Below are 18,940 nucleotides of genomic sequence, written 5' to 3'. Positions count from 1 at the left end.
TCTTTTTTGTAGAATATAGTCATCGAGTTTTGATATTAAAACAAATGATAACTAGGATAGAGCTATTATTCTCGAAACCTAATAACATAAATGAAGCATGTTAAAGCCATACCTTAAATTATACACACTCCAACTGCTGTTAAAGAGGTCGAGTTTGTAAGGAATATGCTTGATAACGATGACGTCTTGGCTCTGAAAGATGATCACCAAAGAAATCACTTTGGGCGTCAATCTGAATGTTGAAAAAATCAGTGTTGTCAATTGCAGTTGAAAACCTTTTCGATTGGAAGAATAGACACCCAAATCCCCTGCCCCAAATGGTTGAACCAATATTCGATCTTACAGCATCTGGATCCCAGAATAAGAATACATCTTTTCCGTCAAATGTGTCGTATCCGAAAATTAAGATGTAGTGTTCAGGATTAGGAAATGAACTCGGTGCAAATACGCCACTTAATACACCACATTGTACGACACATTTAGCATCTATTGCCATCTTAATTTTAGGCAAAAGAATAGAGAATACAGCTGGCGCTTGATAGACAATGACATCAGATATAACACCGGATCCTGGGTCTTTGAATGATTTTTTTAACGAAGTCTGAGCAATTGCGCCATCTGAGATTTTTGCGTTTGAAGGAATTTTTGTTATACCCCGAGCATTTAGCAGTTTCCGGCTTAATGACCGAACAGTATCAAAACACTTATCTTTTTCAAAATTGTAGGAAGCAAGGTATTTTCGAAATGAACTGGTCAGCCACGGAAGGCCACTGCCAATCTGAGAGGAAGACCAAATCATTGCATAATCCTGTTTTACTGCATTGAGATCGGGCGGGCCAGGTAATAAAATCTGTTTTAGACTAGAAGTAAAGCTACCCGTAGGATCGAGCATTTTAAAATAATCATTTATAGTTTGTTCAGTCAGCTGATTAGCAGGTAAACGCAAGAAGTCTTTTATTAATTTTAACGTATTATCCAAGAGATTAGGGTTAGGGTTAAACATAAAATATGGAGTTCCTTGCAATGCAATTTTAATTTCAGCAATTAATTGGTCAAAGTATCTATTGTGGAGATAAAACTGCCCATACAGGTATAATTCTTTATGATTGGTAAAAAGATTCTTAAAATCCTGTACAGCAGAATCTAATTTAGGGATACTAAAATTCATAAAATCATCTCCTTAAAAATAAAGACGTTTTAATCAAAAGGTTCGAAGATTCAAAGTCAGCGAGTATTCCTACCTAACTTTAATAATATTATTTGCTAGCGACATATATTCTCTTATCCGTTCATTAAGTAACTGTGTAGGTGTTTTCCGATGGTTAGCGAAAAAAGTTAAACTAGTTGCATTTTTACTAAAGTTACATAATCTACTTATGTACAACAGCTAAGGAGGTAATTGTAATGAAAAATTATGAAGAATCAGGAATTATTCTCCCCGATACCAGAGCAGACCAACTCGGTCCTTGGACTAAAAATATTACGTTCAAGGGCGGCGTTCCCGTGGGTGGATACGCTAGTTTGACTCTCAACAGAAATGGAGCTTACCACTTTTCCGGACACTTACATGATTCGGGGCTACCCAGTTATAATGTCTCAATGGTTTGGGTCGTTACGGACTCCAAAGGTACAGCCTATACGTTTTCTAAGCAAGGACACGTTACTGGTCACTCGCCTTTTTCGTCCGGATCACATGACTTTAATTGGAACGATTCGGGGGTAAACCATGCAATCGCCGCAGGCTGGCCAGCTCTGGAACACGGTTGGTCATATCACCGGAAAGCAAGTGTCCATCTCGATGCCGGCGCATTATTACATGACGTCATCACTGGTATAGGATATGTTGCACAGGTCATTGCAATCGTCGCCTGACCCATTTGGGATCGCAGTTACGCCATCTGTTAAACTTAAGAAAACCAATCCAGAAGTGATTGGCCTGGTTATAGAAGATTGGCAGGATAAATTTGAGGAGCAGATGGTGATTCAACCAACTTCCTACAAGGATATGAAACTTAGGTTCACCATAAAAGGTTGGCCCTTATTTAGTAATAGCACTTAAAGCTAATAATGCAATTACTTAAAAGCATCATTAAAAGGACCTTCAACCTGATATTATTCCCTTAAGGCAGACAGTGTAAAAAGACCATGGATAGACATGGATGCTACACTTTTACTTGGAGGGGATTTTATCATGGTCAAAAAAGGAGATACATTTCATACGTATTCAGATGAATTAAAAATACAAGCTGTAAAAAGTTATTTGAATGGTGAAGGTAGCCAATCTACTATAGCTAAGAAATATAAGTTAAAAAGTAGAACACAGTTAATGAATTGAATTCGAAAATACCAAGAAACAGGCGATATTTCAGATTTAAGAAGAAACAACGGTGGCAATAACGGTTTGAAAAACCCCTTAAAATATTATTTATCTAAAGACAAAAGTATTTGATTTCCTCATGCCTGAATTCCCCGCTATATTTTAACAATTAGGGCAAAATACTTATTCCAAATTTTATTTTTTCAGTGTATATTTATAAATTTAATAACGTTTTTGCAACCATGAAATAGATTACTAATCCTGTTCCGTCAACAAACGTTGTAATAAATGGACCTGAAACAACTGCAGGATCTAGTTTTAATTTTCTTAGAATCAAAGGTAAAACAGCTGCTACAATAGAAGCCCAAATAACAATAAATAATAAAGTAATTGCTACAACTTGTGCAACTTCTGTTCCAACTCCTAACATATAAGCACGAGTGAGCCCAGCTATCCCAAGTGCAAGCCCAAGAAGCATACCAATTGCAAATTCTTTTTTCATTACACGGAAAAGGTCTTTAAATTTTACCTCTCCGATACCAATTGCACGAGTAATTGTTGCTACAACCTGTGTTCCTGTATTCCCTCCAGTACCTACTAATAATGGAACAAAGAAAGCAAGGGCAACTACAGTTTCAATTTCGTCTTCAAAATACTTTAATACAGTACCTGTATATGCCTCAGCAACAAAAAGAAGTAATAACCATGGTAGACGTTTTAAGAAAATGCTCCAAATGCTAGCTTCAAAGTAAGATTGATTCAATGGTTCACTTCCGCCTAACTTTTGAATATCTTCTGTAGCTTCTGCTTCCATAACATTCATTACGTCATCAAATGTTATAATACCAATCATTTTATTATTTGCTGTTGTGACAGGTATTGCTGCTAAATTATAATTCAGTAGCTTTTTTACAACTTCTTGCTGGTCAACTTCAGCGTGTACTGAAATTACCTCTTGAATCATGATAGTAGATAATATCTCTTCATCTGCTGCTAGTAATAACTCATGTATGGAAACGATTCCCTCAAGATAACCATGACTATCAAGAACATAACTATAAGATATTGATTCTACATTTTTAGAATGTTCCCTAATATACTTCAATGTCATTTTTACTGACCAATTTCCCCTAACTGCAACAAAATCACTTGTTACAAGACTTCCTGCCGTTTCAGGTTTGAAAGTCATCAATTTTTTCACGTTATGTTTTGTGATTTTATCTAGATACGCCATTAATTTAGCTTGTTTTTCCGGATGAACCGCTAGCAGTAAATCTACTAATTCATCAATCGGTTGTAAATTTAGTAACTTTTTAGCTTTGTTTTCAGATAAGTGAATAAAGATATTATATTTTTCTTCTGCACTCATATATTGAAGAATTTTAGAGCTTTTTAATACAGGAATCGTATTTAGCAATATGACTTGATTTTCAATTGAAAACTGTTTTACTTCTTGTGCAATATCATACGATGGATGACGTAAAACTTTCTCTGCATCCAAGTTATTTTTGGTTATAAGTAATTCCTTTAATAATTTCTTCATGTTAACTCCTCCTCATATTGCTAAGGGAGACTCTAGAGTTTCATGAGTGGTTTTGTTTTATTTTATCTGTCTTAAATTTTTTATTAGAGCAATAATAGTTACATTGCAATCAATTCATTAGTTAGAATTACCTCCTTTTTGAATATAGACCAGATAAAAATAAATAAAATTAAACAGAAAAACCTTTACTCAAAAAGGAGTAAAGGTTTTTTCACAATACAAATAAATGATTATTAAGACCGCCCTGCCAAAATCACAGAGATGCCTTTCTATCAAATCGTATACCACTCCCTCGTTGAGTTTTAGCACTGTATAGCATAGGTTTTTATAACCAGCTACATTAAAAAGGGCCTTAATCCGACCGTTCCTGTTGACCCATTGGCGTCTCTCGACATTTTTGGGCAGCAGCGTTTCTCTATACAGGAGCCTCACCTAACAAAGTTTATTGAATTACTTCAAAATTTAAACCAGAATTTAATATTTGTCAACTGACTTTCAATTCCATTCATAAAAAAATCTTCTTTTATGATTAAAATCTTCTTTATTGTTTATCAAATTTATATGGTTAAACTACTTAATCAAACGATACACTACAAGTCAAAAATATGTACTTATACAGAATGATTACAGACATTTTTTCATATCATTCCTCAAAGGACTATAAAGCAATAAAACAAATAAAATTAGCAATATGGTTGCTTGACAAGCAAAAAAAATATATTTATGCTTGCTACACGAAACAAACACATAAAATTTATATTGCTTAACCTGTTAGGTGAGGCTCCTATGCAAACACAGGCTATTGCCCAAAAATGTCGAAAGACGCCAATGGGTAGAACAGGAATTGTCGGATTAAGGCTCTTCTTAAGATAGCTAAGTAATGAATTTTCATTACTTTACGTTGTATAGTGCCAAAGCTCTACTAGGGGGAAAAAAGCCTTATTTAGTCATGCCATTTTGAATCCCTCTAGTTACATACTAGGGGGGTTTTTGCGTAAAAAAACAGGGAGTAAGCGATAGAATCTTCCTAAACAAAAGTCATATTTAGTAATTGACGAGAACGAGATTCTATTCATTAGCAAATGTACTATTATGTTTTGTTTTAAATCAGGAGGATATTAAAATGAAAAAAATATTAAAACTCGATTATCTATTGCTCCTTCCTCTATTCATAACATGTACTTTAGGTATTATCATGATGTATAGTACAAGCTCCATTGTCGCTGTCCAACATTACGGTTATAACAGTAGACATTTTGTTGATTCTCAATTAACAAAGCTACTTTTAGGAACAATAGGGTTAATAGTTTGTGCTTTACTCCCATATGAAATATGGAAAAAACGAATAGTCTCAATCTGTATTATGGTTGGGGGGATTTTTTTATTAATTATGGTTTTATGGAAAGGAAAAGTGGTAAATAATGCTCAATCATGGATCTTTGGAATACAGCCAGCTGAATTTCTTAAATTAGGAACAATACTTGTAACAGCCCGTTTTTTTGCATTACGACAAGAACAAGCTAAAAATAACTGGAGTGGTATCGGAAAACTTTTATTTTTTTTAGCTACAATTTTTTTTCTTATCTTTAAACAACCAAATTTAGGATCTGCACTTTTAATATTAGGTATAGGTTTTAGCATATTTCTTTGCTCAGGAATAAATATAAATCTACTAATCAAAAGAACTATCATCAGTTCTATTTTGTGGTTACCTATTTTATATTTCTTGATTCAATATGGTTTGTCAGAAGTTCAAAAGACACGTATTACTACGATTTTCAATCCCTTTCTTGATGCGCAAGGAAATGGATACCAGCTTGTAAATTCTTTTATTTCCATTGGCTCTGGAGGAATCACTGGTCGTGGATTTGGAAATAGCATACAAAAAACAGGTTATCTTCCGGAACCACATACTGATTTTATAATGGCAATAGTTTCTGAAGAACTAGGATTTATTGGTGTATTTATTCTATTGGTTGGAGTTTTGACTATAGTACTTCGCTCCTTAAAAATTGCACAATTATGTGTAGATCCATTCGGCAGTTTTATAGCAATTGGGATAGGGTGTATGATTGGCATGCAATCTGTTGTAAATTTAGGAGGTATTACGGGACTATTTCCTCTTACAGGTACTCCATTTCCATTTGTAAGTTTTGGTGGAAGTTCTTTAATGGTCAATTTAATATCGGTAGGTATATTAATTAATATTTCAATTTTTAATAAAATTAAGTTTGATAATCATTATATATAATTTTTAGATTTTAATTAAAAAATTTAAAATCTGATCTCATTAATTAATCTATATTTAAAGAATTTCTAAATTATTTTTAGCTGTATAAATATTAATATTTATGTTCCTTTTAATATGAAAAAAGGCCGGCATAAATATATGCTTGCCTTCCGTTCTCATAATCAATTAAAACTAAAACAACGTGAGGTTAACCAAATCTAGATACTGTCTTCTACGTCCTATTTTTTACTTTTCTAAAACAATTTCCGCTATTTCATTAGCATATTTTTTAGAGTCAAATCCATCATAGTTACTTAGTACTACAACAGTCAAATATTCTTTTGGAAACCGCATGAAGTGTGAACGATAACCTGCCCAGCTACCTGAATGTTCCAAGTATCGACGGTTAAAACCTTCTGCAAGCCTTAGCCCAAAAGTATAATCTTCATTGTCAATAATCGTCTCGCCAGTTGGAGAAATTTTCGGACCTATTTCGCTCATTCTTTTAACAAGTTCTTTTCCACCAACGGTGCCTGTAGTTAAATTTTCTCCCCATCTTACAAGATCTTCAACATTTGTATGAACTGCTCCATCCCCTGTATGTTCCCAAGGGCTTTCATAGACCATATATGCTCCTTGTTCATTCTTTGAATACCCTTTAGCAATCGATATAGTAGTTGGGTAGCAATCCACAATTGCTGTGTCTTTCATGTATAAAGGATCAAAAATACGTTCTTTTGCAAACTGACGTAGGGACTTGCCACTTACCTTCTCTACCACTAGTGACAATAAAAAATATCCTGTATTGCTATACTCAAATTTTGTGCCAACTGGGAATCTTGCAATTTGATGATTTTTAAGGTGTTTTAGCGATTCTTCCACAGTTAATATATCAGTAAATTTAATATTTTCTGCTTGAGCCAATTCCATATAATCAACTAGTCCACCAGTGTGATGAATTAAATGTCTCAATGTTACAGGTTCAGCATATGCACCTATAGAAGGGACAAATTTTACAATTGAATCATCTAAACTCAATTTCCTCTCTTGTTCTAAGAGTAATATAGAAAATGCTGTGAATTGTTTAGAAACTGAGGCTATATTAAAAACGGTTTTGGTAGTTATGGGTAGATTTTTCTCTATAGAAGCTAAGCCAACTGCACCTTTATACGTTACTCCGCTATCAAAACTAGCAATATATGCAAAGCCAGGAACTTTTGGTGAAAACTTTTTTAATAATTGTTTAATCAATGTATGCGTCTTTTCATTATATGTATTATTCACCTCAATCACATCCCCTTCCCTTTAAATAATTAGAAATATATTATCCTGTTATCTTTTTCAATTACACATCTTACTTCAACTCAAAACAACATATTTTATATTTGACTACAATCAAGCACCTTCACACTGATTTCTTTAGTTTCTAAATTCTTCTCTTTATAGAGAGCTTTAATTTAGTGAGTACTATTATCCCCGAATTTACGAAATTCCCTCTTTCAATTCTAAAATTACTCATGGCAACTTAATAGATATTTTCTAAATTGGGTCAATAACATTTAAATCAAAGATGTTATTGACCCAAATACCTATTTTACTTTTAGATTTAGAACCGATGTACTAACAAATATGAAAACTATTTACCAGTCCTTTGTAAAGATAGGTTTCAATAAAACATTCATCTACCTTAAACCTTGTTTCAAATTTAGTTATAGTCTACAAATTTTATAGTCTTCGTCTATAGTGTTTTACTTTTTCGATATGAGAATTCAAATAACCTTTTTAAACAACTTTTTTCACAAAAAAGCAGAGGCGTTCCAAATCTTTATTTTTCATTGTAGTTTCAAATGGGGGATTGGGTAGTGATGTCCTGCATCATCTGTAAGTTCCCCATTAACTTCAGCTAACTAGTTCAAGTGGGAGAGTCATGAAAGTAATCCTATATCTTTTGCCTTTTGTACTGCTTCTTCTCGATTTTTAACTCCTAGCTTCTCATAGAGATTGGAGGCGTAATTTCTTACTGTTCCGTTTGACAAGTAAAGTGTCGAAGCTATTGTTTTATAACGGCTTCCTTGTGATAATAGTTTCAAAATCTCTAATTCTCGTTTCGTCAATCCATACTCTATTCCAGCTAATCGTGATTCAAATAATCCTGTTTCTTCATTTTCTTCCCACATCCTATGGAACAAGTCATGAGTAATCATCGTGCCTCCTCGATAGACTAGACGAATTGATTCAGCTAGTTCACGCGAATCTATGGATTTCAGTACATATCCATCCGCACCATTTCGTATGATTTCTTTGGCCCTTTCTGTATTCTGGAAGGTTGACAGAATGAGTACACGAATGTCCGGCCATTTTTTCTTAATCATTTTAGTTGCATGAATCCCATCCAGATTTGGCATCTCTAAATCCATTAATACTACATCTGGTTTTAGTCTCTCGCACAATTCCAAAGCCCGTTCTCCATCTTCAGCCATTCCCACTACTTGTAAATCCTCCAGTCCACCCAAAATTGTATGAAGACTTTCTCGGATAAAAGAATGATCATCGACAATACACAGACGAATTTGTTCGTTAGCCAATTGTACTTGTTTCGGTAAAACACATGAAATTAATGTCCCTTCCCCTTTTTTGGAATAAACAATGACTCTTCCTTGTGACTGACTTACACGCTCTTTCATTGCAGTTAATCCAAAGCCATCCTTCCACTCTTCTACCCCACAGCCATTATCCTGTACATCCAATCTTATCTGTTGTGGTTCAAAATGAAGTGACACAATGATTTCTGTGGAATGCCCATGGCGAACAGCATTTGTTAGTGATTCCTGCAAGCTCCGATATAGTGTCATTTTTGATTGTTTGGAGACTATATACTCTTCCCCTATTATTCGAGTACGTACATTTACTTTTGCATGTTTCTTAAATTCCTCTGTCAATTGTTGTAGTGTGGTAGCTAAGGGAAGCGACTCTTGTGATAAATCTAATTGGTGTAAATACAGTCTTACTTCTTCCATACTGTTACGGGCCAATTGTAATAATGAATCTAGCTGCTGCTCTCCTCCTTTAGACTTTAATTCCATACGCAATGTTTCCATCCCCATAATAATTGTAGTATAGGAATGTCCCATCGTATCGTGTAAGTCTTTTGAGAGCCTATCACGTTCCTCCAGTAATGTAATCCGCTCAACTTGGGATACGTACTGTTCCAATACATGTTTCTGGTTCCGAATAATTTCACTTTGACGGTAATTAATAGCCAGTAAACGAAAGAAAGAGCCCATAGCAAAAGCTAAACTGAGTTGTAGGATGATTACCCATAAATCTGTCACTTCGGAAAATATCGCAATAAGCAACGGGAACAAAATAATTGTAATAGGACCCGACCAGCGGTAAGATTTATGATCGCTATTTGCCGCAATCATAAAAGTGGGCATTAAAAAAGCAAGATACGCTAACGGAAATAATAAAGTTAAATAGAAACACACCCCGCCAAATAATATTATTTCAGTAAATAAATAATAGCGATAACTGAACATTAAACAAATCCAAGGTACTGAAAATGAAACGACTTCCCAAAGGATTATGATCCAAAGTGGTACTGTCAAATGATCTTGTTGTTGGATAGTCGTTGATATCAATGATAGCCAAACAATAAAGCGTATACAAAGTAAGGCCCAATCATACCAAAACCATAGTTTTAAAGTCTTAAACAAATTATCACTCCTTTATAGCTTTAAACATGAAACGCGTGTACATTCCAATAATTCGAACTAAGTCGTTTCCAATAAGATTATGTATCCAGATGAGAATGAAACCAACAATCATGACAAAAATTGCTGTCTCCCATGAATTCACAGCAATGCCCAATAAGTATATATTAAAATATTGAAAAAGTAAGGGGGTAACGATACATACTATTGGCATTACATACAGTAAAACAGCACATATAAGACTCATTATGCCGACAAAAATTTTCTGCATGAGCCAAAAAATAGCCCTCCAGTTGCTATTATTAAGGATTATATCCCTCACTTTAATCCATTTATCTCTCTCCTCTTTTTTTCTTGGTTCGAATAGCTCTATCGATATATCTGTATAAACTTTCGTCTGAATACGTTCATACTGAACAAACGTTTGAGTTGTTTGTAGTACCCACGCTAATAAGGGAATACCCAAAAAAATAATCGTCATTACTAATGCAAATGTAATGCTGATCAGATAGAAACAAAAGTAAAAAAAACCGGATACAAAGGTAAATAACAAGAAATAGAAATCTTGCAAATTTTTTTGAGCTGATGCTTTCATCATTAAAATCTCTCCTCCTCATTCATTGCTAATGCGTTAAAAGCTACTTTTTTATTCTAAGTATTTTTCTGTCACAAACGGTAGTGTCAAAATGTCATGGTTTGTATGACATAACTATTAATACAACCTTATCCCACTCAACTCTTATTATCCTTTATAAATATGATAAACCCCTTGCTATACTCTGTTCATACGCTAACTCTTTATGCTAAAGATAGGAATGTGTTCCCGATCTTATCTTATTTCTTTACAAATTTTTTGGTACAAAAAAGGAATCCTTATAATAAGGATTCCTGAAAGAAACGACTTGTCATAATCAATCCCTTGATTTCATGCATCATACGTATAAATTCCTCGGTCCCTCATTTTATCTACTAAATAATACATAGTATTATATTCTAAGAGATTATTTTTTGTATTTTCAAATAAATATATACCTACACTTGTTATTCCAGTAACATTTCTTAGATGCTTGCTGCATATAAAATTATTAAGCTTTTGGATTTCGCCTCCCTACTTCAATAAAATAATCATGGTTACCTAATTGTAGGGATAAAAGAACCTTGATTAACTTCTTGTTTCTTTACAGTGAATGATTCTTGAACACTTATTGTATTTAGATTATATTTGTCCCTATTTTCATCCTTATATCGAAATACTAGATTTTCAGTTTTTGTTGAAAATAATATATTCAGCTGTCCAAAAATAAACTATGACAAAGTTTATCCATTTTTCCTTTTGCCTACTTGCTAAATTCAGCAAGTAAAATATTTTTAAAAGGATTAGGACTATTAGCTTTATTGCTGTTCAAATTGACGGTTAATGTATGCTTGCCTCCAATTGTGCCTCCAGCAAGAGTAGAAAAACCTGGAGAGCCACCTGTGTGTCCCCAAATCGAGACACCGTTTGGAAGTTTAGTTTTATAGATTCCAAGACCATATCCATCAATTACTTCTGTTCCTGTAGGAACTGTAGTAAGCATTTGTTTTAGTTGCTGTTCCTTCAGTAATTTGCCACTAAGTAAGTAAGAGAAAAATTTGTTCAAGTCGTCAGCAGTAGAAATCATATCTCCATCCGAGTTACCTGGGTAAGAATAAGTAACGTCTTTTGGCTCACTTGCTTCGTCTAGTTGGAAATATCCACGGGCATGATTGGTACCTGGAATAACAGTTGAATTACCAGGTAGGAATGTATTCGACAATTCGAGCGGTTCAACAATCCGATTTTCAACCTCTTCTGCATAGCTGTTTCCAGTTACTTTTTCAATAAGCATACCTAGTATTACGTATCCTGTGTTTGAATAAGACCAACCCTTACCTGGAGCAAAGTCTGGTGGAAGAGAAATTCCCATCTTTACTAATTCTTCAGCCGTATACAATTTTTTTGTATCCATAATATCATAGTCTTTTGACTTTAAGTATTCAGCAATCCCACTTGTATGATTCAATAACTGCCGAATCGTAATCTGGTTACCATCATATCCGTTTCCTTGAATGACGCCAGGTAACCATTTTTCGATGGAGTCATCTAGATTCAAGCGGTTCTCTCCAGATAATTGAAGTAGAACTGTTGCAATGAATGTCTTCGTAACACTGCCAATACGAAAGCGATAATCTGCTTTCATTGGTTTCTTGGTTCTCAGATCCGCTACCCCAGCAGCATAACTCCATGTTTTTCTATCCTTTGAAACTTTGGCGAGTATCCCTGGGTATCCAAGTTGTAGTGTATCCCGCATTGCTTTCTTGACGGAAGTACGATCTCTTTGAGTATTTGTTTGTAACGAACTAGATACATTTTGATCAGACTCTGCTTTTACAATTGAGCTTGGTGTTGTGTATAACAAAGAACTTCCAGTCATTAAAAGGACTAAACCTGTAGATGTAATCTGACAATGTTTTTTCATAAAGATATTCCTCTCCTCTATTCATATTTTATCGGTAGTTATTTGTTGTTTTATACTAGTCACACAGCTTTCATCTTAACCAAAGGCAAATGGACAAAAATGGATTTGCAATTATCTTACTCAGCATTATTTTCACAAATGCTATTGTGTCCTAACAAGCGGTAAATTGCTCTTTTTCCACATGTATGTTAACCCTATAAATTATTTGTTTTCCTTAAAATACCCTTGTTACTGGTTTGTTTTTCATAAATAAGTCATACTTGTTTCCCCTTTCACGCCCCTTTATATTTTTGTCATGCACAATGAAAATCTTCCCTCCTCATTTATTGTTAATGCTTTAAAAACTGCTCTTTGATTCTAAGTTTTTTTATGTCACATACGGTAGTGTCAAAATGTCATTGTTTGTATGACATAACTATTAATACCGCTGTATCCCACTCAATTTTTGTTCCTCTTTATAAATATTACAAAAACTCACTACCTACTATGACTTGCCTCTTGCTACACTCTGTTCATACACTAACGAGCCGCTAACTCGTTGTGCTAACAAAAAATCCCAATTAAATAAAGGAGCGTACAAAAATGAAACAAGCAATTAACAAACTGGGGATTGTTGCAGTTCTTCTTTCTTCTTCAACAATGATTTCTGCGTGTTCCCAACAATTATTAGAAGCTGAAAAATCAAAACCATTAGCATCCTCAACTAATATTCAAATGATGGAAGGACCTAATAATAAAAAAGAAATAGAATCTTTTGCAGACCCGTTATTTGAAGAAAAAATGAAGAAGTATAATGTGAACGGTTCTAGTTTTGTCGTCGTTCATGATGGAAAGGTCGTTGTCAATAAAGGATATGGATATGCCAATAAAGAAAAGAAAATCCCTGTCACTAAGGACACGGTCTTTCAAATCGCTTCAGTCTCAAAAACCTTTACTGCTTTGGCTGTGATGCAGCAAGTCGATAAAGGAAAGCTTAAACTAGATCAAGATGTACAAAAATACCTTGGTGGATTACAAATTCCTAATCAAACAGGGAAACCTCTCACCCTGTTTGATATGCTTACTTATACTAGCGGGGTAGATTTTCCGGATCTCACAAATATAACTGGACCCGAATACGTTCATAATAGTATACCAATGAAAGAATTTTTCTCTAAGCATATGCCAACGGTGATACGGCCACCAGGGGAAGCTTATACGTATGACAACGTCTCATTTGCGCTCGCAGGGTTTGCAGTAGAAAATGCTACTAACACCCCTTTCTCAAAATATATGGAAAAAAATATTTTCAAACCATTAGATATGGAATCTACGAGTATGAGCTTTACGCCTGACCTTCTCAAAAGAATGGCTACACATTATGGTCCCACAGGTGATCCGATTCCAACAAGTGGGAGCGGTTTAAGGGATACACCACAAGGAGGCATTTTATCTACTGCGGAAGATATGTCAAAATACATGATTATGCAACTACAGAAAGGAACGTTTAAAGACAAAGAAATTGTAAGTAAAAAAGGCATAGATATGATGCATGCCTATCAAGTTTTTGATGATAAGACAGTCCCTGTTGCGACAATTGGATTTGAAACGCCTTTTAATAAATTTGCTAACGGTCAACATGTTGTAATGAAAGGTGGAAGTATGCCTGGGCATCAATCACTGCTGATTTTAGTGCCTGAACAAAAAACAGCATTCTTCATGTCTTACAATAATGATTCAATGATGAGTATAGACATATATGAAGCTCTCATGGATCACTATTTCCCCGCTAAGAAGAATGAAGTAAAAACAAGTTATCTCCCGTTAGAGGAAAAAGAGGCTCATAAATACTTGGGTTTATTCCAGAACACGCGTTTCGCTGCCATTCGCACTCATTTTACTTATGAAAATGGGAATTTGATCATGGAGGGTGGAACAACGGGAAAACAAGTTCTCAAAATGATTCATCCATTGTTATTTGAGGATTCAGAAGGCAATAAAGTCGCTTTCAAAAAGAATTCAGCAGGAGAAATCACATATTTTCACTACACCTCTCCTAAAAGCCTTGATTTTGTAGCAGATGCTCAGAAAATTAACAACAAATCACCGTTTGATGACGTGCCAGCAAAGAGTAAATATAGAAGTCACATTGATAACCTTCATGCTCTAAACATTATGGGTGCTAAAACAGATAATCTATTTAATCCGATGGACACCATGACACAAGGAGAATTTGCGGATATGCTGTTACTTGCTCACGGATGGAACGGTTTTCCAGACGAATCCAAGGAGGCAAGGGAAAAAATGATGAATGGAATTCCAGAGTATAATCGTGCTACCCCGATTACACGACAGGTCGCAGCAACCATGATTCAAAACGTTAAGCAAATTCAAGACTTGAAACCGATTCAACCTGATAAAGCTATTAAAGTTAAATTACTTGATGCCGCAGACGACTGGGCAGTCCAATCGATTCAGTCACTTGCCTCCCAAGGAATTCTAGACCCTGATACTTCCATCAATGCTGATGGGTCCTTTATGTTCCGTCCGAAAGATCTGTTACTGCGTCAAGAAGCAAGTGCCTTGCTGGATTTATCTTTTGGTCATTATGCACTGCCTATCAAACGGTAGTAGATATTTTATCCTGGATTGAATCATAAAAAATTGGATGCTAGTATCTTATCAATATAAAGCTAAAATAAAACAAGAAATTTTTAACTTTATAAAATTTGTATGAAAACGCAAACGATTTGAAGTATAACTCTATATTTGAAATTTTCGCCTTAAAAAAAGGAGCCTATTAGGAAATTTAATAGGTTCCTTCCTTTAATTTAATAGGCGTTATACACTGTAAATATGTTGAGTTAAATCTTTAACCTCCTCTAAAATAATTTTCTTAAAAGATAGAATTCTTACATGCTTGTAAGGTAAATGTAAGACAATTCAATATGAGGACTATAATACTTTAGATTAAATTATATATAGCCAACAAACGAACAGGAGATAATGACTATGAGTATATTAACAGTCCGTAACTTAAGTAAAATTTATAATACAGGAAAAGTAGCTTATAAAGCTCTTTCCAATATTGATTTGACAATACAAAAAGGAGAATTTGTAGGAATTATGGGAGCATCAGGCAGTGGCAAATCAACTTTACTGAATATGATTTCTACTATTGATGCACCAACATCAGGAGAAGTATTTATTAACGAAAAAAATCCCCATTGTTTATCTTCTAATGATTTAGCATTATTTAGACGCCGTGAACTAGGGTTTGTCTTTCAATCCTTTAACCTTATGAATACTCTAACTGTAAAAGAGAATATTGTTTTACCACTTACATTAGATAATATAAGTTTGAATGAAATGAACAACAAAGTAGAAGTCATTTCCAAAAAACTAGGGATTGAACAGATTTTAAATAAAAGAACCTATGAAATTTCAGGAGGACAAGCTCAACGAACCGCCATTGCTCGTGCCCTTATTCATTCTCCTCAATTAATATTAGCAGATGAACCAACAGGAAATTTAGATTCAAAAGCGGCAAATGATGTGATGGAACTCCTAAAGAAATTAAATCAAGATCAACAAGTAACTATGATGCTAGTGACACATGATCCCGTAGCTGCGAGTTACTGTGATCGAGTAATCTTCATTACAGATGGATCTTTTTATAATGAAATTTATTGCGATGACAATCGTTCAAAATTTCACAAAGATATTACAGATGTACTATCTTTACTAGGGGGTAATTAACATGAATTTTCGTCAACTTGTATATAATAATGTCACTCGTAATAAACGATTATACCTTGGACATTTTTTGAGTAGTACATTTGCCGTGATGATTCTATTTACTTTTGAATTGCTTGCATTTCATCCTAATTTCACTGGAAATCTTGTATCGACCAGTGAGACCATGAGTTCTTTAAGTACAAAAGGATTTAAAATTGCTCAATATCTAATTATATTTTTCTCCTTCTTTTTCATTCTCTATTCTATTACTATGTTTTTAAAAACAAGGAAAAAGGAATTTGGGATTTTATTACTCCATGGCATGTCTTACGCACAATTAAAAAAGCTAATTTTCATGGAAAATATGTTAATTGGATGTTCTGCAATTATTGTTGGGATTGGACTTGGATTAGTTTTGGGAAAATTAATCTTACTGATAAGTGGTTCCCTTTTCCTGTTAAAAGGTGGGCTTCCATTTCATTTTCCTACTTATGCAATTTTAGTGACATCTCTTATGTTTTTTATTTTATTTATACTTGTCTCTTTTTTCACTGTACGAGTAATGAAGGTATCACAGCTAATTGAACTCATGAAATCTGAAGAAAAACCAAAAGCGGAACCAAAGTCATCTAAATGGCTAGCTTTCTTCTCAATTCTTTGTATTTGCATTGGATATGCCTCAGCGTTTTATTTGGATATAGCATTAAAAAAAGGAATTGAGATATATGTTCTATTACTATGTGTTTTCTTAACTGTATTAGGAACATACTTTTTATTTACTCAGCTCAGCTTTTATGTCATTACAATATTGAAAAATCGTCAATACACTTTCTTTAAAAAAACCAATATGTTAATGCTTTCAGAGTTAACATATCGAATGACAGATAACGCACGAACACTCTTTCTAGTAAGTATACTTTCCGCAGTTGCCTTTACCTCTATTGGTGCTTGCCTTTCTATTGGAAATGGCGCATTAGCGGAAGTTAACAGTCCTTATGCATTTGAATATAAATCATATAAACACAACAAGGAGGAGGCATTTCATATTTCTCAAATAGAGAAACAATTACATAATGATGGATTCTCATATAAATTAGTAACTTCTACTGGTTTTAATACAACAAGTCACGCAACACCAATTATGAAACTGACTGATTACAACGCAACTGCCAAAACACTAGGATACCCAGCAGAAACGTTAAATAAGGAAACAGACAGTCTAATCCTGCCATCAAAAATGTATCTGAGAGTAGCTCCTCAAGAGAAATTAAAGAAACTGTCTTCATCCCTTACACTGGAACACGGTACTATGAATTATAATTTTTCTGATAATAAAATATTAATGGATAATATTATCAGCCCATCTGATAATTTTTCTGTCGTTGTTTCGGATTCAATGTACGAAACAATGCTAAATACACAGTTAGGAGAAGCAAAGGTCGATCAGTATATAGACTATCGTTTTTTAATTAAAAACATGTATGAAACAGCAGATATGGCTAAAAAACTTACAAAGATAATTCCAAATGATTATAGAAGCGGACGCCCACCTTTTATATTTGATTCCCCGGTATTAAAATGGTTAGAAGGTAAACAAGTGAATGCGATACTATCTATTCTCAGTGTACTAGTAGGTGTTGTATTTTTTATATTTACAATTAGTTTCTTATACTTCCGTTTATTTACAGATTTAGATCGAGATAAAAGCCAATTTCAAATGCTTTCTAAATTAGGGTTAACTAAAAGAGAGATAAAAAAAATTGTAACCCAACAAATTAGTATATTATTTTTTATACCTATTGTGATTTCTGTTCTTCATAGTAGCGTGGCCTTCTTGGCAATAAGGTTTTTAGCGCAGAGCAGGCACATAGACTTACCTATTGCAGGAAATTCTATTCTCATATTCACGAGCTTTATTAGTGTACAAATAATTTACTACCTTATTATTAGAAGAAGTTATTTGCGTCAAATACTTCATTCCATAAATTAAAGTGAAAAATAAGAGAAATACTGATGGCATTCCGTATATATACCTCTTACTTGAAGTCACTTTTTTAGTGAGCTAATAAAATCCTTTGTTTTACCAATGGAGTAGCACCACATCTCTATCAAGCTAAGAAAACAAAATTCCTACTAAAATGAAAAAATACGCTATTCTTTCTGCAGAATCACAGGAAGGGATAACGTATTTTTTGCTTTATGGATAATGTAAAATCTTAGCTTGACGGCGATGGGGTACCGCCAGCATTTCGGAAAAAAACCACGCTAAGCAATTTGGGATAAGAAAAGAGCCGAATTTTAACCTGTTAAGAGTAAATCGGCTGTTTTCTATTCAAAACCTAGTTGTTTGTAATATCAAAAGAAAATGTTTCTTTTAGTCCCTTTTCCCCGTCAACAGTGATTTTTATTGCTCTTGTTTTAGGTAAACGTTGAACCCAATTTAATTCTAATAGTCTTTCTAGAAGTGCATTCCCTAATGCTCCCGCAAGGTGGTGACGTCTTTCACTCCAATCTAAACATTTGTGTGTGAATGAACGACGTTTTTTCCTAACCTTTTCAAGATCAATTTGAAAAGTTGTAAAGAATGACTCTCCTTTTTCAGTAACAGTAAACCCGTCCTTTTCTTCATAAATAACACCTATTTTAATTAAAGAATCTGTTAATTGTACGCCTAAATTCCCCGCAAGATGATCATAACATGTTCTTGCAAAACGCATCGCTTTATCTTCCGATGCTTGTTTTAATGATTTAATTTCAATTGGTGGAGTTATTGATAAAAATGACTCCATAACTTGAGCAACTTCCTGATCTCGAATCCCATAATATCGATGTCTTCCCTGTTTTTCAACTGTATCTACATTCGCATCGACCATTTTTGTTAAATGGAAACTAGCCGTCTGTGGTTTGATTCCTGCCATATAT

The 18,940-nt window shown here is 34.1% G+C and carries 13 protein-coding genes and 2 riboswitches; of the genes, 6 read left to right on the top strand and 7 right to left on the bottom strand.

Features of this window, described 5'->3' with window-relative positions; translation table 11 throughout:
* Positions 1–139: 139 nt before the first annotated feature.
* Positions 140–1,168: a hypothetical protein gene (locus N2V80_RS27310; protein WP_061654957.1), complete on the bottom strand. Its 1,029-nt coding sequence runs from the start codon at positions 1,166–1,168 to the stop codon at positions 140–142.
* 236 nt (positions 1,169–1,404) lie between these two features.
* Between N2V80_RS27310 and N2V80_RS27305 the strand changes: the two genes are divergently transcribed.
* Positions 1,405–1,872, top strand: coding sequence for a hypothetical protein (locus N2V80_RS27305; RefSeq protein ID WP_061654956.1), 468 nt, complete (start codon positions 1,405–1,407; stop codon positions 1,870–1,872).
* A gap of 319 nt (positions 1,873–2,191) precedes the next feature.
* Positions 2,192–2,335: a transposase gene (locus N2V80_RS27300; RefSeq protein WP_253859314.1), complete on the top strand. Its 144-nt coding sequence runs from the start codon at positions 2,192–2,194 to the stop codon at positions 2,333–2,335.
* Positions 2,336–2,531: 196 nt separating this feature from the next.
* Here the strand turns inward: N2V80_RS27300 and mgtE are convergent, their stop codons facing one another.
* Positions 2,532–3,860, bottom strand: coding sequence for a magnesium transporter (gene mgtE, locus N2V80_RS27295; protein WP_061654955.1), 1,329 nt, complete (start codon positions 3,858–3,860; stop codon positions 2,532–2,534).
* 281 nt (positions 3,861–4,141) lie between these two features.
* Positions 4,142–4,307, bottom strand: a riboswitch (M-box (ykoK) riboswitch).
* 313 nt (positions 4,308–4,620) lie between these two features.
* A riboswitch (M-box (ykoK) riboswitch) is annotated at positions 4,621–4,797 on the top strand.
* 186 nt (positions 4,798–4,983) lie between these two features.
* On the opposite strand from mgtE, the gene N2V80_RS27290 reads away from it, so the two are divergent.
* Positions 4,984–6,111 carry an FtsW/RodA/SpoVE family cell cycle protein gene (locus tag N2V80_RS27290; RefSeq protein WP_061654954.1) on the top strand — a complete coding sequence of 376 codons (1,128 nt, stop codon included), beginning with the start codon at positions 4,984–4,986 and terminating at the stop codon, positions 6,109–6,111.
* 225 nt (positions 6,112–6,336) lie between these two features.
* Here N2V80_RS27290 and N2V80_RS27285 read toward each other — a convergent pair whose 3' ends face one another.
* The 4 genes from N2V80_RS27285 to N2V80_RS27270 form a co-directional block, all read right to left on the bottom strand.
* The gene (locus N2V80_RS27285; protein WP_061654953.1) at positions 6,337–7,374 is read right to left on the bottom strand and encodes a serine hydrolase domain-containing protein; all 1,038 of its coding nucleotides are present in this window, start codon (positions 7,372–7,374) and stop codon (positions 6,337–6,339) included.
* A 641-nt stretch (positions 7,375–8,015) separates the two neighbouring features.
* Complete coding sequence (locus N2V80_RS27280; protein ID WP_061654952.1) at positions 8,016–9,806, bottom strand: helix-turn-helix transcriptional regulator; 1,791 nt, start codon at positions 9,804–9,806, stop codon at positions 8,016–8,018.
* A 4-nt stretch (positions 9,807–9,810) separates the two neighbouring features.
* Positions 9,811–10,401 (bottom strand): sensor domain-containing protein, encoded by a 591-nt coding sequence (locus N2V80_RS27275; RefSeq protein ID WP_061654951.1) that lies wholly within the window; start codon positions 10,399–10,401, stop codon positions 9,811–9,813.
* Positions 10,402–11,140: 739 nt separating this feature from the next.
* Entirely contained in the window at positions 11,141–12,301 is a 1,161-nt protein-coding gene (locus N2V80_RS27270; RefSeq protein ID WP_061654950.1) for a serine hydrolase domain-containing protein, read from the bottom strand.
* 582 nt (positions 12,302–12,883) lie between these two features.
* Between N2V80_RS27270 and N2V80_RS27265 the strand changes: the two genes are divergently transcribed.
* From N2V80_RS27265 to N2V80_RS27255, 3 genes are all read left to right on the top strand, one after another.
* Positions 12,884–14,911: a serine hydrolase gene (locus N2V80_RS27265; protein ID WP_061654949.1), complete on the top strand. Its 2,028-nt coding sequence runs from the start codon at positions 12,884–12,886 to the stop codon at positions 14,909–14,911.
* 381 nt (positions 14,912–15,292) lie between these two features.
* A complete protein-coding gene (locus N2V80_RS27260; RefSeq protein WP_061654948.1) occupies positions 15,293–16,039 on the top strand; it encodes an ABC transporter ATP-binding protein in 747 nt (248 codons plus the stop codon).
* Position 16,040: 1 nt separating this feature from the next.
* Entirely contained in the window at positions 16,041–18,008 is a 1,968-nt protein-coding gene (locus N2V80_RS27255; protein ID WP_061654947.1) for an ABC transporter permease, read from the top strand.
* 349 nt (positions 18,009–18,357) lie between these two features.
* Here the strand turns inward: N2V80_RS27255 and N2V80_RS27250 are convergent.
* On the bottom strand, positions 18,358–18,940 hold a 583-nt coding region (locus N2V80_RS27250), incomplete at its 5' end, for an ArsR/SmtB family transcription factor (RefSeq protein ID WP_340980967.1).

The sequence above is a fragment of the Bacillus sp. FSL W8-0640 genome (assembly GCF_038007725.1).
Classification (GTDB): Bacteria; Bacillota; Bacilli; order Bacillales; family Bacillaceae_G; genus Bacillus_A; species Bacillus_A cereus.
The sequence above is the reverse complement of the archived record's forward strand: the minus strand, read 5'-3'. Positions and strand labels throughout refer to the sequence as shown.